Here is a 25,997-nt window from a genome sequence, read left to right as displayed (position 1 = left end):
AATTACCGTATTACCTTGTTAAAGCCGAAAATTAGTTCATTCCTTAAAACAGCAGCACATACCGCCTTATATCAACACTTTGCTTTCTGACTCTGAAAAAAAACGCTGTGTTTGCTTCCATTCCTCATATAAAGCCAGTTCGACCCGACAGTCCTGCGGTTCGATCACCCGGATATTTGCTGACATCTCTTCCGTCAATTGAAAGGTTTCATTGCAAATGACTGCAGCGCCAACGACAGATGCCTGATGATATCCCTCTTGGACATAGATTTTTTTCTGAAGAAGGTCCGCGATATATTGAGTGAGTGCTTTGCTTTGGAATCCTCCTCCGCACACCCAAACAAAGTCACGTTCAAACGGAGTAACCTTTGTTAAAATGTCAAAGTTCCATTTGATCGAAAATGCGATCTCTTGCAGCGCCGCACGTACAAAATGTGCTCTCTTTAAATTTGAGGAAAGCGGGGCATCAAAAAGAAATCCGCCTCTCGTTAACGCATTCTTTTCTGCCGATAAGTAAGAACCGAGAGCCGCCACACACGCATTGTCTTCTTTAGCAAGGGCAGAAATCTCTTCCTCCATCACTTCGTACGATTCATTTGGATAAAATATCTGTTTTAATTTTTGATAATTCAGGCCGGTAATTCCCGGATTCGTTTCCACAAGCCAATGTCCTTGATCTGTATGGCAGTTCAGCCATGCTTTATGTTTTGTGTCGCCATGATCAGCAGTAATTTTGGTTATTGGCGTTGTTGTCCCTGATACGATGACAATGTCCTCAAGCGCAGCGCCAGTGCTTTTCACAGCCAGTTGTGTATCACCGCCCCCTGCTATAACCTTAGCAGTTATAGAAAGGCCTAATTCGGACGCATATTCATTTGTTATCGTTCCAATCGCTGTTCCCGCTCTTACAAGAGGCGGAAGGATGGATGGTGAAAAGCCGAATATGCCGCACATCTCTTCTGACCAAGTGTTTTGCTTCACGTCAAACAACAGGGTTTCGGTTGCCTGCGATGGTTCATATGTCAAAATTCCGCTCAGCTGATATGTCACCCAATCACTGATGCTTGTAAAACTAGCAGTCTTTTCCCATAAAAAGGGCTGACGCTGTTTTAAACCATAAAGCTTGAGCGCAGAAAAAAGTGCAGTCGGGAGGCGGCCTGTGCGGCTGTATATCTCTTCCTGATTGGGTATACTCTCCTCCCACTCACGGCCGCGATTATCAATGTTCGGCAGCCCGAGAAAAGAGTCGCCGTTTTGATCGATCAGAACAATCCCCTGTCTTTGACTTGTCGATGTCAAACCAATAATGTCAATATCACCTGAACGAGAAAGCGCACGTTTTGCCAGTTTCATCACTTGCTTCCACAGCACCTGAGGAGAAAAATAACGGCTGTCCGGGTAAAGCGTCTCGGTAGCATACACGATGTCCTCCCTTTCAACCGTTTGAACGCTGCCCGATACACTTACGACCGCTACTCTCGCATTCCCTGTGCCGATATCAAAAACGAGATAGCCTTTTTGTTTTTTCATTCCTGTAACCTCCTCTCTTAAACCTCTGTTTTCAGCTCATCTTTGTTATACAGTGTCGGAATATTAAGAGTTTTTCCAACCTTCCACCTTTTGAGGGCTTCGTTCAGGATCGTCACGTGATGATCTTCTACTTCAAAGGTTGCTCCAGCGAGATGCGGTGTTGCCAGAACATTAGGCAATGAAATGAATTCGTAATCTGATTCCTCTGGAGGTTCATGATAAAAAACGTCTAAAATCGCTCCTCTGATTTTATGTTCTTTTAATACAGATAAAAGATCTTCACGGTTTACCACAACTGCTCTTGAAGTATTGACGAAAACCGCACTCTCTTTCATCAGATTAAAATACTTCCGATCAATAAGTCTCAGTGTTTTCTCAGTACGAGGCAGATGGACAGAAACGATATCACTGTCTGAAAACACCGTTTTGAGAGATACTTTTTCATACAGCGGATGATCGTCTTGTACGTATGGATCGTAATACTTTACTTTACAGTCAAACGCTGTCAGCAGTTTTGCAATCCTTTGACCAACCGCGCCGAACCCAACCATGCCGACCGTTTTTCCCGTTAATTCGTTCCCTCTAAATTTGACATAAGCCTGCAAGTAATCGCTGTCCCATTTTCCATCCTTCAGCCATTGATTAGAGGAGCTGGTATGGCGGAGAAAGGAAATCACATTACCGATAAACATTTCAGCAACCGCTTGTGCATTCCGCCCGGGTGTATAGAAAACGGGTATACCTCTTTTTGATGCTGCGGCCACATCCACATTGGATGGCATTCCTCTGCACACGCCCACAAATGAAAGTTCTGGAGCAGATGCAAATACGCTGTCTGTTACTTGATCAAGCTCAGTAATCAAGCCTAACGCATGTGTTTCTTTTAGGAGCTGAATGAGTTCATCTTCCCGGTATGCCCGGCCTTGTTCCTTCCAGGGATGATAAGTAACTGAGCCGAACAATTTTTCAAGCTCTTTTCGTCCTTCTTCGTTGTACGGTGCCGTAACCAAAACCGTCATGGTGCAAAACATCCTTTTCATCATATTTTTCCATAAAAAAATCTCTTTCCGAAGATGGAAAGAGATTCATGTATAAGCGTGTCCTGTTTACAGACAGACGCCGGTTTAAACCTTGCTTTCCTATCTTTCAAGCTGACGCTTGCTGGAATTGGCACAATAATGTTGCCGAGGTTTCATAGGGCCAGTCCCTCCACCTCTCTGGATAGAAAATGTTGAGTATGTAATTTTCAGAATGAAGAATACGTTTATCATAAAGAAGTCTCAGATTGATGTCAATCTCTTTTTTCAGAATTGACGTTATCATCCGAAATGTTATAATTCTTACAAAATATCTAACTAGAGAGAGGAACTGGGCCATGAAATCTTTTGCCACACAACAAAACGGCATTTTTAAATCCGTTTGCTCGCTTGACTGCCCGGATCAGTGCGGATTGTTAATACATAAAAAAGACGGAAAAATTGTGAAAGTCCAAGGTGATCCTGATCATCCTGTCACAGCCGGAAACATATGCAACAAAGTCCGAAACATGACGGAGCGCATCTATGATGAAAAGCGGCTGACTACACCGCTTAAACGGACAGGTGCGAAAGGCCAAGCGATATTCGAACCGATTTCTTGGGAAGAGGCAATCGATACCATTACCTCCCGCTGGAAACAGCTGATTGATGAAGAGGGAGCTGAAAGCATACTTCCGTACAGCTTTTACGGAAATATGGGGAAATTAACAGCTGAAGGTATGGACCGCCGCTTCTTTTACCGCATGGGTTCAAGCCAGCTCGAAAGGACGATTTGCAGCAAAGCAGGATCAGAGGGCTATAAATATACAATGGGTATAAGTGCGGGAATTGATCCTGAGGAAACCATTCATACGAAACTATTTATTTTTTGGGGAATCAACGCAGTCAGTACAAATATGCACCAAATTACTATCGCCCAAAAAGCACGAAAACAAGGTGCCAAAATTGTCGTGATTGATGTTCATAAAAACCAGACAGGCCGTCTTGCAGATTGGTTTATTCCCATAAAACCCGGAACCGACAGCGCACTTGCTCTTGGCATCATGCACATCTTATTTAAAGAAAACCTTCATGATGAAGCATTTCTGTCTGAATACACGGTCGGCTATGAAGAGCTCCGTGAACACGTGAAACAGTATGATCCGGAGAAGGTATCACTGATCACCGGTGTCAGCACCGAAGATATGTATCAGCTGGCAAGAATGTACGGCGAAACCTCCCCTGCTTTTATTAGAATCGGAAACGGACTTCAACACCACGATAACGGCGGGATGATTGTACGGACGATTGCCTGTCTTCCGGCGGTCACTGGCCAATGGCTGCACACAGGGGGCGGCGCAATTAAGCATAACAGCGGAATTTTAGAATATAACACAAATGCCTTGCAGCGGCCTGACTTACTGAAGGGGCGCACACCGAGATCATTTAATATGAATCAGCTGGGCAAAGTGCTTTTGGAAACCGATCCGCCGATTCGTTCTCTTTTTATTTACGGGACGAATCCAGCCGTTGTCGCTCCAGAAGCGAATAAAGTCAGACAGGGCTTGCTGCGGGAAGACCTGTTTACTGTGGTTCATGATTTATTTTTAACGGAAACGGCTGCATATGCGGACATTGTACTGCCTGCAACATCCGCTTTTGAAAATACTGATTTTTATACCTCCTACTGGCACCATTACATTCAGCTTCAGCAGCCAGTGATTGAGAAATATGGAGAAAGCAAGTCTAACACTGAGGTGTTCCGATTACTGGCTGAAGCAATGGGGTTCACAGACCAGGAGCTCAAAGATTCAGATGAAGAATTAATCCGCCAGGCGCTTGACCATCCAGATAACCCATATTTGGCGGAGATTGATTACGATTCACTTACTAAGCATTCATTTATGAAAGCGAAACGCGAAAAGCCGCTGTTTCCAGGCGAACTTCCGACTCCAAGCGGAAAAATAGAATTATACTCAGAGAAAATGAAACAAGCCGGTTTCCCGGCTTTACCGACACATACGCCTCTTACATGCGATAACGAAATTCCGTTTATGTATGTTCCGGGGCCAAACCATAATTTCTTAAACTCAACGTTTTCCAACAATGCAAAGCACATCAAGCTTGAAAGGACGCCAAAGCTCTTTATCAACACAAAAGATGCTGAAGAACATGGAATCATTGATGGGGATCCTGTACGAATTTGGAACGGTCGGGGAGAATGCGAGCTGGCCGCTGCAGTCGGAGAACAAGTGCTGCCCGGGGTCGTAGTCAGCCAAGGATTATGGGCGGATGAAACAGGAAAAAAACAGCTTGTAAACGCGCTTACCCCAGACCGCTTGTCCGATATGGGCGGCGGCGCCACCTTTTTTTCAGGACGTGTACAGATTGAAAAAGCATGAACAAAAAAACGCCCAAATCACGTTCTGGCAGTTTTTTTTGTTGAAAATGAAACCCGGAGTATGCCAAGCCCGTATAACATAACATCGACATAATGGAGGCATGCATATGGACGTTTTTTTAGGAATCGGTGTTGCTTTAGCTGGATATTTTATCGGTGAAGGCTTAAAGCAAATGAACCATCCAAAAGCATATGAAAAAAGTGATACCTTTCTTATAAAAGAACGAGATATTCACTTTTACATCGGACATTTTTTAGGAATAACGACAACTGAGGCAAAACAGTTAGCTGGAGACATGACAGACATTCCATACATTGAAATAAACGGAAAAAAATATGTGCAGAAACATATGTTAAAAGAATGGACATTCACATTAATTGAGAAACATCAGGGTGAATAAAGCAAATCTGAGGAGAGCGAGATTCATTGTCACGCTCTTCTCAGTTCAGATGTATAGTCAGCTGATCATCCTCTCAGTTCAAACATCGATTCTATTTTAAGTAAACTTGTAAAGATACATTCTGATTGCCGTAAGACCAAACGGTGTTTTCAATTTTGAGGTTCTGGCTGAATGTATCAATCCATACCTGTTTTGAGTTTAATAAAGCAGACAATTGCGCTGAGTTAAGCGTCACTTCTTCAATCTGCTCGTTTTTTTGATACACAAATACAACTTTTATGGTATCTCCGTCTTTCGCCATATTCAACTTCAATGTCTCCCCTTTATGATACGTAGAATGCCACTCATCTAAAATTTTTTAAACTTTATTTCGATATCCATGTCATTTCTCGTACAGTGCCTCCCCTTTTTTCTAAAACGCGAACCTGATTTACTTTATATTCCCGGTAAGCTGCACACGTTTATAAAGGATTAGAGAATCCCAAAACCAGTAAATCACTGCTGATGCAATACTTAACATATAATAAATATTTGATTGGAATATCCATGATATTGAAGCAGGCTCATTGATAGCATAAAACAGGAATACAGAAATGAAAGCGAGTACAATGTAAAACGATAGATACATTAAACTAAATGTTCTCGCTGTTTTCTGCAAGATCATTTGCAGCGGAAAAGCAAAAAGCCCAAACATCATAAAACCATATAATAAAGCAAGTGCTCCTGTGAATAAAGCGATCATCAGCATGTGATAGGAGACGAGAGAATAAAATTCGAAAAGCAAACCAAAAGAAAGGCTGGATAGTCCTAACGTCATAAGCTGATATGATACCATTTTGTTCATTTTTTCACCTCCTAATTGACTTTTTAATGGTGGCTGTTATGTTTACATGCAGATTCCTTCCCTAACCTGTCCTAATCTCTGCTTCTTTTTCAAACGTTTTGTACAGTGTTTCCCAGCTTTAGACAGCTTCTTCATATACGAAGTATGCTAATAAAAGGTTTCAAAAACGACCGAGGGTAAAGCCTCTCTGGCTTAAATGGGAAAGAGTCAACGAAAAAAAGCGAATGAATACCTGCCTAACAGACAGAATAAGAAGAGTTGATATTCAACACTTTTCGTAAAGGGGTGACACCAATGACTAAAAAAGGAATTCAAAATTCAAGTATTGAGCAAATAAGAAATGACCATGAGACTGAAACAGCTTTTAAAGTAGATGATCCTAAAAAACATGGTTCTGATCCTAAAAGAACGAAATAAGTTTCGACTTAATCCCATATGACACAGTTAAATTTCAATAATCTGGAGTGAGTAAAGTGACTCAAAAAAGTGGAGCAGACAGACCGGATGACTACAAAAGATTTTCTTCAATTGACAAGGAATATGATTTCCAGCAGACTTTAAATGAAAGTGGTAAGACAGAAAATGCAAACGCTGAAACTCAAACTCATAATAAAGAAAACATAAATGATACCACAGATGTGGCTGGAAAATATTTCGATCCCTCAGATTATAAAGGAACCACACAATTGGAAAAAGGATTGGCTGAAACTCATGAACAAGTCAGCGATGACTATTTTGAAGGGACTATTGATCAAAATTTGGACTAGTCATTTAAAACGGAGCTAACTTTAAAGAAGTAAGTTAGTTCCGTTTTCACAGTGAAAATACCTGACAATGCTAACATCATACCAGCTTCCGATATTAAGGAAGCTTAAAACCCCACCGAATAAGATGGGGTTTTAACGTCATGTAACCTAATTAATATTTAAAACGATGAATGACCGTTTGAAGTTCTTCCGCCAACTTGGATAGAGATTCGGCAGCATAAGAGATTTCCTCCATTGAATGAAGCTGTTCCTGTGATGATTTTGCAACCGCTTCTGTATTTGCTGACGTTTCTTTTGTACCAGCGGCTAATGTATGAACTGTATGCTGAATTACTTCAACGCCTGATGTAAGCTGCTGTGTTGCCGCTGCCACTTCTTGTATTTGAGAAGTGACCTGTTCCACCAAATTCAGTATTTCATTGAAATTCCCTGTTGTCTCTTGAGAAAGAACAATACCTGAGCTCACATTTTCTTGAACAACCTTAATGTTATTCACCGTTTCAATTGATTCATTTTGGATGGTTGTGACCACCGATTGGATGTGATGGGCTGATTTATTCGTTTCATCGGCCAATTTCCGAACTTCTTCTGCCACCACAGCAAATCCTTTTCCTTGTTCTCCGGCTCTGGCCGCCTCGATCGCTGCATTCAGTGCCAGCAAATTTGTCTGCTCTGAAATATTTGTGATTAGCGAAGAAATATCGCTTATTTCTGCTGTGCTCGCTACCAATGCCTGCAAGCCATTGCCGGCTGAATCGACAGATTTATCAATGAACTTCATCTGATCTAACATTTTGTTGACGGATTGAGATCCTATTTCAGCCTTGTCTCTCATCGACGAAGAAAGATCCGCTATGTTACCTGTATTTGAAGCAACAGATGATATACTGTCTAATAATTCAGTAATGGATTTCGCACTCTTTTCTGTCATTGAGCTTTGCTTCACATTGCTGTCGGCAGCCATCTGCATCGCTCCGGAAATTTGTTCAGAAGTTGATTTTGATTCTTCCGCGCTTGCCGATAATTCCTCGGAAGATGCAGCGACTTGTTCAGATGAGCTGCTGATCTGCTTCACAATTTGAGTTAATGAATGGGTAAAAGAATTGAAAGATTGAGCAAGCTGCCCAAATTCGTCCTTATTTTTCACAATGACTTTTTTGGTTAAATCCGCCTCGCCATGAGCAATTTCCGCCAGCTGCCTATTCATACTTCTTAATGGCACCATAATAGACTTTAACAACAATAAGCTTAAAACAATGCCTACCATTATTGATACCACTGTGACAATGATGATGAACCATTGACTCATTTCCCCATTGCTGTGTATTTCACCTTTTAGATCCTCCACCTCTTGATCCAGGCGATCAGACAGCTTATTGACAGCTGGATCTACAACTTCTTTTCTTAACGTTCTTTCTTCTCCAAAATGAATGGTTTCTGCTTTTTTAGGATCTGAAGAATAGGCTTTTAATACTTGCTGATTTAAAGCTCTATACTGAATAATACTTGTTTTAATGTCTTCAATATTTGATTGATATTTCTCTTCATCAATCAAGTCATTGACTCGATCCAGGCTCATTAAGGCATCGTCTGCTTTTTCCTTCATTCCCTCTTCATATTCTTTGTCTCCGGTAATCAGAAAGCCTCTTTCATCATTTGATAAACCGGCCAATCGATATTGGATGTATTTCATTTCTTTTTGGAATTCCATTTTGTCTTTAAGTTCTTCATTCTTTTTCACAGTAGAAGAAATCATAAAAACGGAGGAACCTCCAATTCCAATCATTGAAAGAACTAATATTGATACAATCCCCAGCAATTTTGTTTTCACTTTCATGTGTCGTTTTCCCTTTCTGCACTATGTATGATCGAAATAGCTATTCGCTTACTCCCATGTCAATAATATCGACATGTTTTATCAAGTTTTATAGTGATGTCTTATCCAGTACATAAGCAAATTGTTTACATCTCTGGACAATGCAGAAAAACACGAAAGACATTTACTGCCTTGTCTACATAGTATTTCAATTTGCTCTTTTCTATTCAGGCATACTAAAAAAGGCTTTTCCTATCTCAAATTAGCTGAACAGGCTGTTCTTTCGAAAATATAATACAATACGCAGCATGATGTGAAGGAGCGAAACGCCAAATGGGGATCATCAATGGAAAAGAATTCATTGACCGATTAAATAAACTAGAAAACGAAATATGGTATGATGGCGAAAAATTAGAGGGTAACATTTCTGATCATCCTGCATTTAAAGGAATACTCAAAACGAAAAGCTCGCTTTATGATTTGCAAACGAAGGATGAGTTAATCAATGAAATGACTTATCACCTTCCTGGAGATCTTGATCGAATCGGTCTCTCATATCTTCAGCCTAAAACCAAAAGTGATTTGAGAAAAAGAAGGAACATGATAGAACATTGGGCTAGACATACTCACGGAATGATGGGGAGAAGTCCGGATTATATGAATACGGTCATGATGAGCTTTGCATCCTCAGCAGAGCTTTTAAGAGATAAAGAAAATTGCTTTCCGGAACATATACTAGACATGTATCAGAAAGCTGCTAAACACGATCTTTCCTTTACCCATACATTCATTACCCCCCAAGTGAACCGGTCACAGTCCTATTTGGGGCTAAGTGAAAAACCGATATCTGCTAAAGTGATCGATAGAACTGAAAAAGGATTAATTATACAAGGTGCACGTTTGCTTGCGACTCAAGGCGGGTTAACTGATGAAATCTTGGTTTTTTCGGCACCGAAATTTTATTTTGAAAAGGATGAAGCTTTTGCATTTTCGATTCCATCTAATACAAAAGGTGTCAAATTCATCACAAGAGAATCATTTGTATTAAGCGATTCTGCCTTTAATCATCCCTTAAGCTCAAAGTATGAAGAAATGGATTCAATCGTAGTTTTCGATCACGTGTTAGTGCCATGGGATCGTGTGTTTTTTTACGATAATGTTGAAGCAGCTAAAGACTTTATGACGAAAAGCTCCTTTCATGCCTTTACCTTTCACCAGGTCGTCATTAGGCAAATGATCAAAATTGAATTTCTATTAGGAGTTGCACAGCTTCTGGTCGACACTATTAATGTTTCTGAATACCAGCACATACAAGAAAAGCTCTCTGAAATCATTGTTGGATTGGAAACAATTAAAGCACTTATTGACAAATCAGAAAATGATGCTCAGTTAGATGAATACGGCTATATGCGTCCCAGTTTGATTCCTCTTCAAGTCATCAGTACGATCATTCCTGCTCTATATCCTCGATTTACTGAAATCATACAATTAATTGGCGCTAGCGGAATGGTGACGCTGCCGACAGAAAATGCGTTTGACTCAGAGATACGGGAAGATCTTGACCAATACCTACAAGCAACTAATACAAACGCTGAAGAGCGTGTGAAAATGTTCCGCTTGGCGTGGGATTTAACCATGAGTTCATTCGGAACAAGGCAAACACACTACGAAAGATACTTTTTCGGAGATCCTATTCGGATTTCAAGCAGACTGTACACCAGTTATCCAAAGCAGCAGCAAGTAAACATGATTAAAGCGTTTTTATATGCAGATGTTGATGATTGATATCTAATCTCTTCATGTAACGAAATGAAAAAAACAGCGGGAAAGGTCCGCTGTTTCGTATTTTTTATTCAGGAAACTGTACATGGCCCGGCACTGTATATGCATTAGACGTTCCGCTTTCAGGCAGCTTCGGAATGGTATCTTTCACAATTTTTCCGCGGATGTCAGTCATTCTGACTTTGAGAGAGCCTGTCCCTACATTAGTGCTGACAAAATGGTTATAGTCCATTTTCTCCATGTTAATCCACTTACCATCCTTTTCATATTCCATTTTCATCACAGGATACTTGTGATTTCTGACTTGAATTGCAGCCCACCATCTGCTGCTGCCTTCTTTGATCCGGTACGTGAAGTTGCCGCTGATTGGGGCTTTGACAACACGCCATTTAATATTGATTTTTCCGTCTTTCATATCGCCGATTTTTCGGAAGGCATTAGGTGACAGATCAAGAGCTCCCCGAGCGCCTTCAGGATACAGATCGGTAACGTAGACAATTGTTTTTCCTTTTGGCCCTTCAACTTCCAAATAAGAGCCTGCAAGTGCCGCTTTCACTCCCCCGTAATTGAGATCTGCAGGATTTATTGCTGTAATCTTCATATCGGAAGGAATGGGATCCAGTAGGAAAGCTCCTCCTGAATAACCTGACCCTGTATACGTTGCATAGCCTTCATGCAGGTCGTCATATGCTGCCGAAGCTTGCGGGGAAAAACAAAGGATCATCAACAAAACCATACCAACAATTGCACTGATATTCTTTTTCATAAATCTCCTCCTCAATCCAGACTTCAAATGAGAATCATTATCATTATAAGACTCAATCCATCTGGTTTGAAAGAGGAAATAGATTCATAGATGATTTTAAGACAGATTCACTATCATTCATATATCAAAGGAAGGGTTTTTATGAAAAAGTCAATACGAATGAATGAGTATACCCATCAGCCAAATTCCTTATTTTTATTTGCTGAGCTGTATTCTCATAGCCATAAACGAAATGAAACGAGCTGTTGGCCTGATATCAGCTATTATTTTTCCCCGCTCAGTTTCAACTTAGCTGTCATCATGATGCCAAATATCAGCACAATCGGAACCCAAATGATGATGTCATAAAAATCAGGCTCAGCTAAAGCTACAATAATAGCCCCCACACAATATAAGATAATAGCCAGCGCTCTTAACACAGCATCTCTTAAGAATGTCTTCTTCTGCTTCTTAAAAAACAAACGGCCGGATAAATCCTCTAAAAAAGAAGCCAATGTTCCGGTCAACACAGTTGAAGAAATACCTGCGATCCCCAGCTTTTTCGCTGCTATTGTTTGAATCCCCATGGAAATGCTCAAGAGTGTAATAAGAATATATACAGGAACAAAAGCCGAATAAAAAGAAAGACAAGCAAAGACAAACAAAATGAATGCTTCAAGTGCCAACGCTTTTGTCACAGCAGAAGGCCAAAGGGTATTCTCTGCCTTTCCGACCATCAGTGTTGAAATAATCACGCCGCATATAAATCCGATTAGCGCAGTCAAAGAATTAAAAACTGTAACCTGAAGGGATTTGCCGATCGCTAACCCAAATAATACAATATTTCCAGTCATATTCGCTGTGAACACATGTCCCAGGCTTAAATACCCGATTACATCCACGATTCCAGCTGTTAAACATAAAAGTGAAAGCAAGGTGTTTCGATAAGCTGCTGCAGTCAACGGTGCATCAATCCTTTCTTCTGTTTCAATTGTTAGTGTGTCTTTTAGCGCAATCTGTATTTTAAATAACCCGGCATTAATTAGGAAGATAGAACCTATCATTCCTTTTTATTTACTGTAATAATAATCCTTGCGAGGAAATTATTACATTCGAAAGGAAGCATATTGTGATGAAACGATTTTGTTTATGGTTTGCCATGTTCAGCTTGTTATTGGTTCTCTTGCCTGGAAAAGCGTTTGGAGCCGTCGATTTTCCAAATACCTCAACGAATGGCCTTTTAGGATTTGCCGGAAATGCTAAAAATGAAAAAGGCATTTCTAAAGCGAGTACAACGGGTGGAAAAAACGGTCAGATTGTTTACATTCAAAGCGTAAATGATTTAAAAACCCATCTAGGAGGATCCACTCCGAAAATTTTAGTGCTTCAAAATGATCTTTCCGCATCTTCGAAAACAACAGTTACCATTGGCTCTAATAAAACACTCGTAGGCTCTTACGCGAAAAAAACGCTAAAAAATATTTATTTAACAACTTCATCTGCCTCTGGAAACGTCATTTTTCAAAATCTGACATTCGAACACAGTCCGCAGATAAATGGTAATAATGATATCCAGCTTTATTTAGATTCCGGCATCAACTATTGGATTGACCACGTTACATTCTCAGGCCACAGCTATAGTGCAAGCGGTAGTGATTTGGACAAACTCTTGTATATCGGAAAATCAGCAGATTATATCACCATCAGCAACTCAAAATTCGCGAATCATAAATACGGTTTGATTTTAGGATACCCAGATGATTCGCAGCATCAATATGACGGCTATCCTCACATGACAATCGCCAACAATTATTTTGAGAACTTGTATGTAAGAGGACCGGGTCTCATGAGATACGGATATTTTCATGTTAAAAACAATTACAGCAACAACTTTAATCAGGCGATTACGATTGCCACAAAAGCAAAAATATATTCCGAATATAATTACTTTGGGAAAGGCAGTGAAAAAGGCGGAATCCTCGATGACAAGGGCACTGGTTATTTTAAGGATACAGGCAGCTACCCTTCTCTCAACAAGCAAACCTCTCCGCTGACTTCCTGGAATCCCGGATCTAATTACAGCTACCGTGTCCAAACGCCGGAGTATACAAAAGAATTTGTCACGAAATATGCCGGATCACAAAGTTCAACTCTGGTATTTGGCTACTGACACAAAAGAGGCCTGCGTAAAAAAACGTCGAGCCTCTTTTTGTACTTATAGGCTATTTTTAAGCGATCTTGTTACACTCCTTCAAGTCAAGGGCCGGTCAAACCAATCTTACCAAAAAGCGTATTTTCTTTTTCACAATAACTTCTCAACCGGCTTTCTTATTATATCAGGTTATCGCAAGTAAAAAGAATCCATATGACAAAGTTTCAAAATAGATTCTTCTTTTTGAATGACATTTGTTTTTTATCATCTATAAATTAGACCGCCATCAGTTAATATCGCCTGGCCTGTAATGTAATCTGAATCATCTGAAGCTAAGAATGATACCAGATTAGCAACATCCTCAGGTGTTTGATATCTTTTAAGGGCTATTTCCGAAGAAAATTTTTCAAAAGCTTCCCCCGGCTGCAAATCATCACTGTGTTTCACCATTTCTTCATCAATTCTGTCCCACATTTTCGTTTTTGCGACTCCGGGACAATATGCATTCACTGTTATTTTATACTTCGCCAGTTCTTTAGCAGCTGAATGTGTAAAAGACTTTACCGCGTGCTTCGTCGCTGAATAAGTGCCCAGCATGTCAAATGATTCGTGGCCCGCTATACTGCATGCGTTAATGATTTTTCCCTTTGTTTTTTGTTTCATAAACTGATCAGCGGCTGCTTGAGTGCCAAAGACAACTCCATTCACGTTAACCTGAAATAATCTATTCAGCTGTTCTTCTGTGATCTCCAAAAATGGTGAAACAGCTTCAATACCCGCATTGTTTACAAAAACATCTAAACGGCCAAACTGATCTACTGCTTCTTTAACCAGATTGAATTGGTCATCACGTTTCGATACATCACCTTTCACTCCAATCACATGAAACTGTTTCTCCTTGAAATCTGAAACAGTTTCATGTAGCAGTGCATCATTGATATCATGCAACACTACACGAAAACCATCTTGACATAGTCTCTCTGCGATGCCTCTTCCTAATCCTCCTGCAGAACCCGTAACTATCGCTGTCTTGGACATAAACATTCCCCTTTCGCAATGAGTTATCGTGACTATATATTTATTTTAACAAATCATTTTTTCTCTACTTCATTTAAACTGCAGAGACAAAAGAAAGCTTGGCTCTAATGCTTCCCGCCCTAGATGCCCATATCAGAGCTTTCTGCGCATAAAAAAACAATTGAATCAATGCCCTTTTCATTCTTATCTTTAGACAGTAAAAAAAGGCCACGCGTTTTAGATCGGCCTTCACATTCAAACTTTTATCAATATTCGTATACATTATCAAACTGATAACCGTATAAACCTTTAACTTTCACTTCTCCACAGTCTTGATCTTTCGTTAGCTCTAAATAATGATTTTTGAACGGCATTGCTTCGGCTTGATCAGTTGCACTTAAATCAAAATGGTTGCCTGTGAAATTTTTCTCACTTAGCGTGATTTCATATCCTGATAAAGACAGGCGGAACATTCTAGCATGAATTGTGCATCCTTCTGCATCATAAATTGTGAATCGGTATCCGAACTGAGACGGAAACCTATTTGGATTTGACTCATCGTACATCATGAACGATTTTTGATTTTCTGTCATCGTAAAACTAACTTTTTCCTCATTTTTCACAATAGCTGCTGAAGCATTCCCTGCATGGATTGTCATCAAAAACAAAGCTAAGATTAACATTAAAAGCTTTTTCATTTCGTTTCCTCCAACCTTTTTATTTCAATATATTGGAATTGGAAACTTTGATCAATATAAACTTTACTAAATAAGTCTTTAGCGTCAGTTTCTTCAGCTTGTCATGAAAATGCTGAATGAATCTAATGACTAATCCAGCATCATACTTTATGAATTATCTAAACCATGCCTTTTCTAAATGATTTGTGAAATTAGGATCATTAAAAGGGACATTCGCTTTACCGAAATCCGTTATATTTAAAGCATTTCTCGCTGCCGGTGTTAAGTCTTCCCACCCGATTAATGGCTGAGTGCCCCCTGCATGATCACTAATATGCAGTTCATGATTTAAAGGCCATGTGCTGTCATAGGCAATTAATGGATGTGTATCCTTCATATTGCTTTCATTTGGTTGAACATTCGTAAATTTTCCGTGTCCGGAGTATGCAATTGATAAAACTTTCGGATTTTGATTAGCCGGATTGTCGATCCAAACTACGATTCCTTCCCAGTCATGTCTATGACCCAAACCTGGGGAAGCCTCATCCTTTGGAAAATACCAAGCATACATAATTGCCCACACATCATTGTACCAGGTAGAACGTGAATAAACTTGTCCAGTATGTTTGCTGCAACCCCCTTCAGGCGCTCCAGTTGGCTGTAACCCGCCACTCGTATTGCCTTGTGCATCTACTGCCGGAAAGGGCACACAGCCGCTATAAACCTTCAAATACGGCTGGAACCGTTTTGCGGCTTTTTGAGTAACAGAGGTTGGAGCCACTTCATTGAACCCTACTACTTTGTCATGATCGATGACAGCAGCATCAACTGTTGGAACTAAGCTGATAAAAGCGAAAAATGACATCAAAACAGCAAACACAATCTTCTTCATTTCATTTTCCTCCTTATCGCATTCGTTATGTAAAGCCTAAGCTGCAAAGTCATTATACAAATAATGGAACCCCCATTCAATCAAGTTTACAGAATCTTAAAACCAATAAACATAATCTCTACAATTGTTCTGCCACTCTATTGAATGAATACATTGCTTCTTTACATTCAACTGTTAGCCAGCAACCGTTTCGCCTTTTTGATTTTCATGTTTCCAGCCTGTACAATATTCTAAAACCCGAAAAAGGATGATGGACATGTGCGGCAGGTTTACTTTATTCTCTACATTTGATGATATTATTGACCAGTTTGACATCGATCAATTTTTGCCTAAAGACGAATACCATCCAAGCTATAATGTCGCACCATCACAAAACATCCTGGCAATCATCAATGACGGATCACATAATCGCCTAGGCAAGCTTAGATGGGGTCTTATTCCTCCCTGGGCAAAAGATGAAAAGATCGGCTATAAAATGATCAATGCTCGGGCTGAAACAATAACCGAGAAACCGGCCTTTCGAAAACCGCTTGTCAGTAAACGCTGCATCATTCCAGCCGACAGTTTTTATGAATGGAAACGGCTTGATCCCAAAACCAAAATTCCGATGCGGATCAAACTGAAATCATCTGCTCTTTTTGCGTTTGCCGGGTTATACGAAAAGTGGAAAACACATCAAGGGGACCCTCTTTACACCTGTACAATCATCACAACTACGCCTAATGAACTCATGAAAGATATACACGACCGAATGCCGGTTATATTGACTCATGATCATGAAAAAGAATGGCTGAATCCTCTGAATACAGATCCGGATGATCTGCAAAGCCTACTCCTGCCTTATGATGCAGATGACATGGAAGCATATGAGGTATCACCATTAGTGAACTCACCTAAAAATAATTCACTTGAGCTTCTTGATGCACAGAATCGTATGTAGTGATAGAACAAAGCTTTGTTTCTTAATGCCAATCCATCCTAGATATAATGAATATTTAGTACATAGATCAATTAGTTATTTTATACGATTGATTTAAAATAATATTATTATGTAAACAGAAATAAATAAGCAATGTAAACTCCTTCAGACAATGGGGTTTACATTGCTTATTCATCTAACCCTTTGCAGAACAGCAAAGGGTATTGTAGCATCTAGAATGAAAATCTCTTTACTTTTCAGCTTTGTCAGAAAAATAACTGAACCACATTAAACTTACGAAACCTGCAGCACCCATGATTGTAAATATGATATAAGCCCATGTGGATAAATCCATACACTTCCCCACCTAAGAAATAAATTAAGGAAGCTTTTATCTTCAATTAAGATCTACTTCTTTCTTTTTCGTGTCCAATTTAATACTAATAAAAATGTTGATGATTGCAGCTGGAAGATATAAAATTCCTACTCCCAGAATGCCTGAAATGGTACTTAAACTTACTATGTAACTTTTTGTCAAGGCTTGACTGTCAATCAAAATTAGAAGTGTAATCAATCCAGCTAAAACACCTACAAACCAAGCATTACCAAAAGCATAAGAATCATCCAACATTCCTAGCCATTGCCCCAATATTGAGATTCCAATAGCAGTAAAACTGGATAAGAAAGTGAGTGCTTTCATTCTCGCCCTCCGTATTAAAGCCATTGTCATTTTACGTAATCAACTGATTAAATATTTTGAAAACCGCTATAAATGGTCAATCCGTAATGGTTATCATTTCCACATGAACATTTTAAAGCCCATCACAATACAATGCAAGCAGAAAAAGAAAAACCCTACATAACGTATACATAGGGATTTAATAACTGTTTATTTATTTTAATGAAATACGCATGACCACATTCAGCCTTACTGTAGCTTTTAACTAAACAATAGTGAAAGCCATTGTATGATCGGTTAACTTCTTTACGTGTCGGGATATTTCACAACAGGCACTTTCTTCTTACGCAGAGAATCGAGCATGACTGATCCAGCATTCAAGTTGCTTTGCACTAATTCTTTAGGCGTCAATGCCATCCACTGATTGAGTGATATATCTGCATAGCGGTCACTTTTGAACATTTCTAAAAACCATAACGTTTCTGTACCAGTGTTTTGTACATAATGTCCAGCATTAGAAGGCACGTATCCAACGTCGCCTGCTCTATAATCAAATGTGCGGGCAGTCCCATTCCCGATAAATACTGTCATGCGTCCCTGCCCTGTCAGATAATACTGCCACTCATCGCTATTGGGATGCCAATGAAGCTCTCTCATCGCGCCAGGCTCAATCTGAACAAGTGCTGCCGCGATGTTTTTAGAAATCGGAAAGTTTGAAGAGTCAACAATTCGTACACTCCCCCCAGGCGTTTGAATGGGGGTTTGATTCAACAACTCATATTTGAAGGGCAAGGGGACTTTTCCGTAAGGTGACTGAATGTCTTCACTGGCGATTGATCCCGGCACATTCCCTTGATAGATATAGACTTGTTCTGAAGGAAGAGAGTGAAAAGCATTCTCCGGCACACCAAAATTTGCAGACAGAACATCTTTTGGCGTGTGCGCAAGCCAATCTGAAATGGTTAACGTTGAAAACTCAGAAAAGTTTCCATCGTCGAAAACGAGGAGAAATTCGCAATGTTCCAATCCTTGAATGGAATGCGGAATTCCTGCGGGAAAGTACCAAAGATCGCCAGGGCCAACATCAGCAATGAAATTTCGTCCTTCTTGGTCAACAGCGGTAATACGGGCCCGTCCCAAAAGCATATAAGCCCATTCCGCTTGTTTATGCCAATGAAGTTCGCGTACTCCTCCCGCAGTTAAGCTCATATTTACTCCTGCAATTGCGGTCGAAATCGGAAGCTGCCTGACGGTGATTTCACGTGACCAGCCGCCGTGATCTAATTTCATGGGAGCATCTGAGAATGAAAATCTCAAGTTAGGAATCATACCTTCGTCTGTAAGAGGCGGAACAAGTATATTCGGATTTTGAATATCCCGCATCATATTTCGCGGACCCGCATCAATAGCTCCGGCTCCATCACTTCGAATAGGCTGCGGCACGTTTCTGTCATCATGATTGATTGGTTGTTTTTCCAACAGCAAGCACCTCGTTTTAGAAATTAACAAGTTTTTATTCCAGCCTATGCAGGGTTTCATATTGCTGTGCCTAGAATTCCGCAAATAAAAAAGTGACCGCCAATATGGTCATCTATTCATCAAATAAGCTATCTTTTATACCATGGCTTCTTATGTAATTTGATTTCTTCTGTCTGTTTTTTCTCGCCTGTTTTCCACTCCACTTTCACCAATACATCATGTCCTATCACTTCATCTTCAGGCATATAATTAAAGGTAGCGATGTGGTCCTCCATATGTCCTCCCCCTGGCATTTCTTCACCAGTGTATTCTGATAAGTCGTACTCATCTATGTTATCATCTTGATACTTTTTTCCATCTACATACAGAGTAATTCTTTCAACAACAGTCCTTTTCTCGTCTTTCTTACTCCCCTGCCAATACAAATTTAAAAAGTAATTAGGTCCAATTGACGTCTTATCTGATTTTTCAAGGTTAGAAACCCACAGTCCGCTTCTTCCGCTACCCTCATATTTCACTTTGTTTCCTGAGATCATTACATTGATTGCTACGATGCAGATTATCAAGAATGCAGCAATCATCAACAGCCATTTTTTCATGTTGTTCTTTTTTCTCATGTTTTTCCCCTCTTTCTTCACTCTTTAGTAGAAAAATGTGATCAAAATGTTACTGAAAAGAAAATAAAAAAGGAGCCAGTGATTCAACAGATGGCTACTCTACACTTTTTGAACTTAAATTAAAGGGTTAGAGACAAAATTATAAACATGCTCTTACATGCATTTTTTGCTTAGTCAATAACCTCCAAAATTATTACATTATTTAACAAAAATCCCTATGATTATGGTAATATCTTAGAAAGAGGAGTTAGGTGAGTAGGATTGCTTTAGAAATGGTTGCTACTGCGCTGACAAGAAGTGATTCAACTGCTTGTTCATTTTAATACTTCTCTATTCGTATTCAATAAAGACTTTGTGATCATCAACAAACATTTCACTTCCATCAGATAAGTGTATCCAAAAAGCTTCCTCTGGTTCTTCTCTATAGTCAAAAATTGCAGTAACTTTAACGTTTGACTCATCTTTGATTGGTTTTCCAACTGTTATTTTCGTTTTTTCCTCTGGCAAAGTAATGGATCTAATCATAAAACCATCCTATCTTATTAGTTTTACTCTCCCTCTCCCCTTCCTTTCTCCGCAGTATGCTTGCTTATCTATATAAGAAATATGAATATTCTATTTCAATGACTGACAAATTTTAAAATAAGCTGCTTTTAACATTTAATGAACACCATCTTCAGTGAACTTAAAGGTCTGTTTTAAACGGCGTCCTTCTTGCCCCTTTTGCGTCCAGATAATCACAACTTCTAATTCAGAGGCTTTATCTGCCAGCATAAAATGCTTGAACCTCAACGGCGAGCCATCGTTTAAACTTTCAGCTAACGTTTTAGCATCCTCTATTTGATTTACACAATTTTCATCGGGGCATCCAAAAAGTGAAAACCTTGTGATTGAATCAGGATCATTTCTATACAATTGCACATCAACTGTGGCTGCTTCTTTCCCAATGTTTTTGACTTCCAAGGAATAAACATTATATTTCCCTTTCTTAGGTGAAGCAAAATCCTTTGCATTTTTTGCTTCACTTACTTCTACAGACCACTGTTCTGTTTTTTGTGTAATGGGCAACACCGTAAAAGTAAGGGCGTGCGCTTTTAATTGAACAAAAGCAAACGCAAATAATATAACATATAAGAAAAATAATACCTTCTTCACTTCATTTATCCCTCCTTTCTTTTTCAATAGCTTGTCCTATAATAGTATCCTATTGCCGCTCAGCATTTATCTCTTTCGGTATTTGAGATGGGGCTTTAGGAACTTTTCTCAGCTTGTTGTTGATCACATCAGAAGAGTAAAGCGTAACAATCATACTTCCCCCATGTCGTTTTGCCCGAATGAGTATTGGCTGGTTATATTGGTTTTGAAAGAGAAAGTCAGGACCTCCCCAGCTTACTGTAGCATCACGTCCGGGCGGAACATATGGCACGCTTCTTGTATGAGAATAGCGCTGAACGATTCGCAGCCCTGCGCGATCGACTGCATTAAATAGTGTAGATGATACCTGACAAATTCCTCCGCCCACACCTTCCGACAACTCACCTTTAACAATAATGGGCGCACTCTTATATCCTTTGTCCCGAGTTCTCATTCCGACAACTTGGTTAAATGAAAATGTCTCATTAGGGAAAACAACATGATTGTCAATCGCTTTTGCAGAAAGATAAATATTATGTGATCGACTTTTATTATTCGAATTAAAATATGTTACGTACTGACCAAGCCGCTGCGTACTAATGTGAGCAAGCATTTCGCTGTCAACTTTCGGATAAATGTTCAATTCCGGTACTTCTACCTTGGAGGGGCCTTGGCCATAGAAATATGCATAAAACTTTTCCATAAATGCCTGTTGATAGAGTTTGTAACCAACCCTGCCCGGGACGATGCTTCCCTGTTCGTTAAGCACAGCATTTATCGGCTCCCGGTAAACTTGCTGATCCAGCTGTTCGATGAATTTACGGTACTTTTCATGGTCAATCATCGGAGTACCGGGAAGGGGCATTGTAAAGTTTTCACGATTAACAGTAGCAATCGTCCGTCCTTGCTGTGTGACCGTTAAGCTGTCAGGCGGCCCGTTCGGTTGAGCAAATAATAAAAGACCAGTGATCCAAATTTGTATCATAAGTCGGTTTACCTCCCGACCATTAGTATGAACAGCAGCTTATCCTTTGATGTATTTCTTCCCATCGTTTGTTTGAATATTTAGATGTTGATTCACTTTTTTTAGAGAAAATAGAAAAGCCCTCATAAGTGAGCTCTCTAATTATTCTTACCAATTCCCTGAGCTGACTGAAGCACACAGCTCAATTCGTTGCACAAGTTTAAAATCGACTAAAGTTATAGAGCATCTCCCTGGAATGAGGAATGCTTTTTTTGCTTATCTAAAATGAAAAAGATCCCTTATAACAACAATAAAATAATCTATTTCAATACTTTTTTATTGTAAAACGATAAATTCCATGTTAAATTCAGAATGACAACAAATCAGTGAGGTGTTTTTTATGAATCGAGTCTCAACACTCTTTTTAAAGATTGCCGTTATTCTTATTGGAATTCCGATTCTTGCTTTGTGCATTTTTGTGGTGCCTAAGATCGCCAATTATGCAGCAGAATTATTACCAAATATGGCTTATATACAATATCTCGTTTTCGTCTTTTTGTATGTAGCGGCGATACCTTTTTACTTTGCTCTTTATCAAGCGTTTAAACTTTTAAGCTATATTGACAAGAATAAAGCTTTCTCTAAAATGTCTGTAAAAGCTTTGAAGAATATAAAATACTGTGCGGTCACTATCAGTATCTTGTTTGCGGCAGGCATGCCATTCTTTTATCTGATGGCCGAGATAGACGACGCCCCGGGTATCATAGTCATCGGATTGGTCATTATTTTTGCTTCAATGGTGATTGCAGTCTTTGCGGCTGTTCTTCAAAAACTCTTAAAAGAAGCGATTGATATAAAATCAGAAAATGACTTAACGGTCTGAGGTGATGAACATGGCAATTATTATCAATATTGATGTGATGCTTGCTAAAAGGAAAATGAGCGTAACAGAGCTTTCGGAGAGAGTTGGCATCACGATGGCTAATCTTTCGATATTGAAAAACGGAAAAGCAAAGGCCATTCGATTATCAACTTTAGAGGCGATTTGTAAGGCTTTAGAATGCCAGCCCGGAGATATTTTGGAATACCGAAGTGATGAAGACACACAGGATTCATAAAGAAGACAAAAGAAAAATAAAGTGATTTGGTGGTGATCCTATGGACGCAATCCTATGTCCATTTAGCTGCTATACGAAGCGTGCCTTACAAATATTCAGAGTATACCTTTGGAGGCATACATCATGAGAGCCTTAAAACAACTCGCTCGTTTTGGTTGGGAACAGGCCCTTTCATGTTTGTTTCCTGTCGTTATTTTTGCCTCTTTGGCTATTACACAAATCATCCCTCTTCCCTTCTTGCTACGGTATGACTGGCTGCTCATCATCTGTGTTCTCATGCAGTGGTGGATGGTGCGTTCCGGTCTTGAAACACGGGATGAATTAAAAGTGATCACATTGTTCCACCTTATTGGACTCGCTCTTGAACTTTTCAAAGTACACATGGGCTCCTGGTCTTATCCAGAGGAAGGATATTCGAAAGTTTTCGGGGTGCCTTTGTATAGTGGATTCATGTATGCAAGTGTAGCCAGTTATCTATGCCAGGCGTGGAGGAGACTTAAGGTTGAATTGGTTAAGTGGCCGCCGTTTTATGCAGTTGTTCTGCTTGCCGCTGCGATTTATTTGAATTTTTTCACCCACCATTATTCGATTGACATTCGCTGGTGGTTATCTGGACTTGTCATCATTGTCTTTTGGCAAACTTGGGTCATATACGAGGTGAATGGAACTCGTTACCGTATGCCTCTCGCACTTTCTTTTGTGCTCATCGGATTTTTTATATGGATAGCAGAAAATATCGCAACATTTTTTGGGGCTTGGACATACCCAAATCAAACCGAGGCATGGAGTCTCGTTCATTTAGGAAAGGTGAGTTCATGGCTTTTATTGGTAATTGTTAGCTTTCTTATAGTAGCGACGTTAAAACAAGTTAAGGGACAGAGTCCCATAAAGGCAGAGACCGGTGAACCTTTTTTGGGTTGAAGTTACCCCAGCGTACAAAGACCGAATAAAATGAAAAAGCAACGTTCAATTGTTGCTTTTTTCTTTTAACTCTGCCGGTGAATATTCATCTTCCTCTAAGGTTAACCCGCAGAATAATAGTTAGAAATGTCATTTGCCACTAGATCTTTTTACTGCATTCTTCCTTTAATAACATCGATAAAGCTCCCCGACACTTTTTATAGAACGTTCATAAGACTTGAACGATTACGGATTCAGGTGACGACTGCTTTCAACACCTTTATAAATTCATGCGCCGCCGGCGTTACTTCATCAAATGAATGCGCGATGACGCCAATATCACGGGTGATCCGGGGAAAGATGTCCTTTTTAATCAATTGATGCGGGACGGATGAAAGTGTAAAGTTTGAAATAATGCCTACGCCCAAGTTGTTTTTGACCATATTGATCAAGGTTTCGGCATTTTGCACAGTCAAGTTTTCCTTTAATTCAATGTGATGCTGCTGCAACGTATTTGACATTGCAATTTCATGACCGCCTTTGCAAAAAATAAGGTCATCTTGATATGTGCTGAGGTCGACATGCTTTTCCTGTTTTAATTCGTCATCTTGCGGAGGGATGACTGCCACCATATAGTCGTTGCACAATAGTTGATTGTCAAACGGTTCAAATGGAGATGCTGCGATCCCAATATCAACCGCCCGATCCTCGACCCAACCTTTGATTTGATCAGAGGTCCCCTCGGCCAATTCTATGCGGATCAGCGGGTATTTTGCTCTGAATGCCGCAATCGCCTGCGGCATGATATTTGTTGAAACAGCAGGAAATGAACCGATTTTCACCTTCCCGCTTAACAGCTTGTTTTCCCTGTTGGCTACTTGATATATTTTGCTTTCAATCCCCTTCATTTGCCTCGCCAGCAGTAAAATGTCCTTTCCGACGTCAGTCAGCATTAAACCATGATGTTTATCCCTGATCAGTAATTTGAGCTGCAGCGAGCTTTCCAGGTTTTTAATCGCTTTGCTTACCGCCGGCTGAGAGATGAACAATTCTTTTGCCGCTTCTGTAATGTTCAATTTCTCCCCGACTTTTACAAATATGTGAAGATGGTTCATATTCATAACCATATGGTTATACCCCCGATAATAAAAATGTATTTCAGTTATATATAAATGTAACATATGATAGAAACCAGCACGATATTTAAACAAGAAAGGCGGCTTAATAATGGTAAAAGTCATGCTGGGAATCATTTCTGTCACACTTATCTGGGGCTATACTTGGGTTGCGATGAAAGTAGGAATTCATGACATCCCCCCGCTTTTATTCTCGGCTTTGCGCCTGTTCATCGGAGCGGTTCCTTTATTTCTCATTCTCTTCATTAAAAGAAAAAAACTTTCAATGGGAAAAGAACATATCAAAAGCTATATCTTCATGAGCCTGCTTATGGGTTTGGGCTATATGGGGATCTTAACGTATGGAATGCAGTTTGTCGATTCAGGAAAAACCTCTGTTTTGGTGTATACGATGCCTATATTTGTTACGGTGATCAGCCATTTTACATTAAACGAGAAAATGAATGTGTATAAAACGATCGGGCTGATAAGCGGCTTCTTCGGACTTTTATTTATATTTGGAAAAGAAATGCTGAATGTCGATCAAAGCGCTTTATTTGGAGAACTGTGCGTCCTTGCGGCAGCGCTTAGCTGGGGAATTGCGAATGTGTTTAGCAAGCTTCAATTCAAGCATATCGATATCATTCATATGAATGCCTGGCATCTTCTGATGGGAGCCGTCATGTTGTTGGTGTTTTCCTTTATATTGGAACCAGTTCATTCAGCCGAATGGACATATCAGGCGGTTTGGTCATTGCTGTTTAATGGTTTGCTTTCTACAGGTTTTACATTTGTCGTATGGTTTTGGGTGCTCAATCAAATCGAAGCATCAAAAGCATCCATGGCATTAATGTTCGTTCCCGTACTGGCTCTATTCTTTGGATGGCTGCAATTGCACGAACAGATCACCATGAACATTATCATCGGAGCTCTGATGATATGCTGCGGCATTTTTATGAATACATTTACATTTTCACGACAGAAAGTGTGAATTTTTAAAGAAATACTTTTTCCCTGTCGATGTTGGCCTCG

27 protein-coding genes, 1 pseudogene and 1 riboswitch are annotated in these 25,997 nt (G+C 39.8%); of the genes and pseudogenes, 11 read left to right on the top strand and 17 right to left on the bottom strand.

Annotation, left to right across the window (positions count from 1 at the left end; genetic code table 11):
- Positions 1–66: 66 nt before the first annotated feature.
- A complete protein-coding gene (locus AC0DBE_RS05300) occupies positions 67–1,530 on the bottom strand; it encodes an FGGY-family carbohydrate kinase (protein ID WP_014113995.1) in 1,464 nt (487 codons plus the stop codon).
- Between the two features lie 17 nt (positions 1,531–1,547).
- Entirely contained in the window at positions 1,548–2,573 is a 1,026-nt protein-coding gene (locus tag AC0DBE_RS05295; RefSeq protein WP_472961311.1) for a 2-hydroxyacid dehydrogenase, read from the bottom strand.
- A 93-nt stretch (positions 2,574–2,666) separates the two neighbouring features.
- Positions 2,667–2,758: riboswitch (SAM riboswitch) on the bottom strand.
- 147 nt (positions 2,759–2,905) lie between these two features.
- On the opposite strand from AC0DBE_RS05295, the gene AC0DBE_RS05290 reads away from it, so the two are divergent.
- On the top strand, positions 2,906–4,948 hold the full coding sequence (locus AC0DBE_RS05290) for a molybdopterin oxidoreductase family protein (protein ID WP_472961309.1): 2,043 nt from the start codon (positions 2,906–2,908) through the stop codon (positions 4,946–4,948).
- Between the two features lie 106 nt (positions 4,949–5,054).
- Positions 5,055–5,348: a hypothetical protein gene (locus AC0DBE_RS05285; protein WP_014113998.1), complete on the top strand. Its 294-nt coding sequence runs from the start codon at positions 5,055–5,057 to the stop codon at positions 5,346–5,348.
- A gap of 91 nt (positions 5,349–5,439) precedes the next feature.
- Here AC0DBE_RS05285 and AC0DBE_RS05280 read toward each other — a convergent pair whose 3' ends face one another.
- Together AC0DBE_RS05280 and AC0DBE_RS05275 are read right to left on the bottom strand one after the other, a co-directional pair.
- A complete protein-coding gene (locus AC0DBE_RS05280; RefSeq protein ID WP_472961357.1) occupies positions 5,440–5,649 on the bottom strand; it encodes a hypothetical protein in 210 nt (69 codons plus the stop codon).
- 129 nt (positions 5,650–5,778) lie between these two features.
- Positions 5,779–6,192 carry a UPF0715 family protein gene (locus AC0DBE_RS05275; RefSeq protein WP_472961307.1) on the bottom strand — a complete coding sequence of 138 codons (414 nt, stop codon included), beginning with the start codon at positions 6,190–6,192 and terminating at the stop codon, positions 5,779–5,781.
- 294 nt (positions 6,193–6,486) lie between these two features.
- Here AC0DBE_RS05275 and AC0DBE_RS05270 point away from each other — a divergent pair, with 294 nt between their 5' ends.
- Positions 6,487–6,609: a biofilm-forming protein gene (locus AC0DBE_RS05270; RefSeq protein ID WP_472961305.1), complete on the top strand. Its 123-nt coding sequence runs from the start codon at positions 6,487–6,489 to the stop codon at positions 6,607–6,609.
- A gap of 56 nt (positions 6,610–6,665) precedes the next feature.
- Positions 6,666–6,959: a YozQ family protein gene (locus AC0DBE_RS05265; RefSeq protein WP_268392853.1), complete on the top strand. Its 294-nt coding sequence runs from the start codon at positions 6,666–6,668 to the stop codon at positions 6,957–6,959.
- Between the two features lie 151 nt (positions 6,960–7,110).
- Here AC0DBE_RS05265 and AC0DBE_RS05260 read toward each other — a convergent pair whose 3' ends face one another.
- On the bottom strand, positions 7,111–8,796 hold the full coding sequence (locus tag AC0DBE_RS05260) for a methyl-accepting chemotaxis protein (RefSeq protein WP_472961303.1): 1,686 nt from the start codon (positions 8,794–8,796) through the stop codon (positions 7,111–7,113).
- Positions 8,797–9,108: 312 nt separating this feature from the next.
- Between AC0DBE_RS05260 and hpaB the strand changes: the two genes are divergently transcribed.
- Positions 9,109–10,560 (top strand): 4-hydroxyphenylacetate 3-monooxygenase, oxygenase component, encoded by a 1,452-nt coding sequence (hpaB, locus tag AC0DBE_RS05255; RefSeq protein WP_014114003.1) that lies wholly within the window; start codon positions 9,109–9,111, stop codon positions 10,558–10,560.
- Positions 10,561–10,624: 64 nt separating this feature from the next.
- Here the strand turns inward: hpaB and exlX are convergent, their stop codons facing one another.
- Together exlX and AC0DBE_RS05245 are read right to left on the bottom strand one after the other, a co-directional pair.
- Positions 10,625–11,323 (bottom strand): expansin ExlX, encoded by a 699-nt coding sequence (exlX, locus tag AC0DBE_RS05250; RefSeq protein ID WP_472961301.1) that lies wholly within the window; start codon positions 11,321–11,323, stop codon positions 10,625–10,627.
- A gap of 263 nt (positions 11,324–11,586) precedes the next feature.
- The gene (locus tag AC0DBE_RS05245) at positions 11,587–12,264 is read right to left on the bottom strand and encodes a YoaK family protein (protein WP_014114005.1); all 678 of its coding nucleotides are present in this window, start codon (positions 12,262–12,264) and stop codon (positions 11,587–11,589) included.
- 170 nt (positions 12,265–12,434) lie between these two features.
- Here AC0DBE_RS05245 and AC0DBE_RS05240 point away from each other — a divergent pair, with 170 nt between their 5' ends.
- A complete protein-coding gene (locus tag AC0DBE_RS05240) occupies positions 12,435–13,472 on the top strand; it encodes a polysaccharide lyase family 1 protein (RefSeq protein WP_014114006.1) in 1,038 nt (345 codons plus the stop codon).
- Positions 13,473–13,718: 246 nt separating this feature from the next.
- Here AC0DBE_RS05240 and AC0DBE_RS05235 read toward each other — a convergent pair whose 3' ends face one another.
- From AC0DBE_RS05235 to AC0DBE_RS05225, 3 genes are all read right to left on the bottom strand, one after another.
- Complete coding sequence (locus AC0DBE_RS05235) at positions 13,719–14,492, bottom strand: acetoin reductase (RefSeq protein WP_088679194.1); 774 nt, start codon at positions 14,490–14,492, stop codon at positions 13,719–13,721.
- Positions 14,493–14,737: 245 nt separating this feature from the next.
- Complete coding sequence (locus AC0DBE_RS05230; RefSeq protein WP_014114008.1) at positions 14,738–15,169, bottom strand: hypothetical protein; 432 nt, start codon at positions 15,167–15,169, stop codon at positions 14,738–14,740.
- A 154-nt stretch (positions 15,170–15,323) separates the two neighbouring features.
- Positions 15,324–16,040: an NPP1 family protein gene (locus AC0DBE_RS05225; protein WP_087987019.1), complete on the bottom strand. Its 717-nt coding sequence runs from the start codon at positions 16,038–16,040 to the stop codon at positions 15,324–15,326.
- A 256-nt stretch (positions 16,041–16,296) separates the two neighbouring features.
- On the opposite strand from AC0DBE_RS05225, the gene AC0DBE_RS05220 reads away from it, so the two are divergent.
- Positions 16,297–16,980, top strand: coding sequence for an SOS response-associated peptidase (locus AC0DBE_RS05220; RefSeq protein ID WP_472961298.1), 684 nt, complete (start codon positions 16,297–16,299; stop codon positions 16,978–16,980).
- A gap of 376 nt (positions 16,981–17,356) precedes the next feature.
- Here the strand turns inward: AC0DBE_RS05220 and AC0DBE_RS05215 are convergent, their stop codons facing one another.
- The 6 genes from AC0DBE_RS05215 to AC0DBE_RS05190 form a co-directional block, all read right to left on the bottom strand.
- Positions 17,357–17,659 carry a hypothetical protein gene (locus AC0DBE_RS05215; RefSeq protein ID WP_087987018.1) on the bottom strand — a complete coding sequence of 101 codons (303 nt, stop codon included), beginning with the start codon at positions 17,657–17,659 and terminating at the stop codon, positions 17,357–17,359.
- A gap of 285 nt (positions 17,660–17,944) precedes the next feature.
- Positions 17,945–19,123, bottom strand: coding sequence for an oxalate decarboxylase (gene oxdD / locus AC0DBE_RS05210; protein ID WP_088884208.1), 1,179 nt, complete (start codon positions 19,121–19,123; stop codon positions 17,945–17,947).
- A 122-nt stretch (positions 19,124–19,245) separates the two neighbouring features.
- On the bottom strand, positions 19,246–19,734 hold the full coding sequence (locus AC0DBE_RS05205; RefSeq protein ID WP_090557931.1) for a DUF4944 domain-containing protein: 489 nt from the start codon (positions 19,732–19,734) through the stop codon (positions 19,246–19,248).
- Positions 19,735–20,064: 330 nt separating this feature from the next.
- The gene (locus tag AC0DBE_RS05200) at positions 20,065–20,259 is read right to left on the bottom strand and encodes a hypothetical protein (protein ID WP_140393587.1); all 195 of its coding nucleotides are present in this window, start codon (positions 20,257–20,259) and stop codon (positions 20,065–20,067) included.
- Positions 20,260–20,394: 135 nt separating this feature from the next.
- On the bottom strand, positions 20,395–20,889 hold the full coding sequence (locus AC0DBE_RS05195; protein WP_268393709.1) for a hypothetical protein: 495 nt from the start codon (positions 20,887–20,889) through the stop codon (positions 20,395–20,397).
- A gap of 49 nt (positions 20,890–20,938) precedes the next feature.
- The gene (locus AC0DBE_RS05190; RefSeq protein ID WP_472961294.1) at positions 20,939–21,853 is read right to left on the bottom strand and encodes a VanW family protein; all 915 of its coding nucleotides are present in this window, start codon (positions 21,851–21,853) and stop codon (positions 20,939–20,941) included.
- A gap of 379 nt (positions 21,854–22,232) precedes the next feature.
- Here AC0DBE_RS05190 and AC0DBE_RS05185 point away from each other — a divergent pair, with 379 nt between their 5' ends.
- The 3 genes and pseudogenes from AC0DBE_RS05185 (at position 22,233) to AC0DBE_RS05175 (ending at position 23,871) form a co-directional block, all read left to right on the top strand.
- Positions 22,233–22,715, top strand: a complete 483-nt coding sequence (locus AC0DBE_RS05185; protein WP_014114016.1) for a DUF2975 domain-containing protein — start codon at positions 22,233–22,235, stop codon at positions 22,713–22,715.
- A 10-nt stretch (positions 22,716–22,725) separates the two neighbouring features.
- Positions 22,726–22,970, top strand: a pseudogene (locus AC0DBE_RS05180) (helix-turn-helix domain-containing protein).
- A gap of 103 nt (positions 22,971–23,073) precedes the next feature.
- On the top strand, positions 23,074–23,871 hold the full coding sequence (locus tag AC0DBE_RS05175) for a DUF817 domain-containing protein (RefSeq protein ID WP_472961292.1): 798 nt from the start codon (positions 23,074–23,076) through the stop codon (positions 23,869–23,871).
- A 233-nt stretch (positions 23,872–24,104) separates the two neighbouring features.
- On the opposite strand, the gene AC0DBE_RS05170 is transcribed toward AC0DBE_RS05175, so the two are convergent.
- Positions 24,105–24,977 carry a LysR family transcriptional regulator gene (locus tag AC0DBE_RS05170; protein ID WP_079287840.1) on the bottom strand — a complete coding sequence of 291 codons (873 nt, stop codon included), beginning with the start codon at positions 24,975–24,977 and terminating at the stop codon, positions 24,105–24,107.
- 100 nt (positions 24,978–25,077) lie between these two features.
- Here AC0DBE_RS05170 and AC0DBE_RS05165 point away from each other — a divergent pair, with 100 nt between their 5' ends.
- Positions 25,078–25,956 (top strand): DMT family transporter, encoded by an 879-nt coding sequence (locus AC0DBE_RS05165; RefSeq protein WP_187952802.1) that lies wholly within the window; start codon positions 25,078–25,080, stop codon positions 25,954–25,956.
- The last annotated feature ends 41 nt before the right edge of the window (positions 25,957–25,997 follow it).

Source organism: Bacillus sp. VA15 (assembly GCF_055721145.1).
This window is presented reverse-complemented; position numbering and strand designations above follow the sequence as displayed.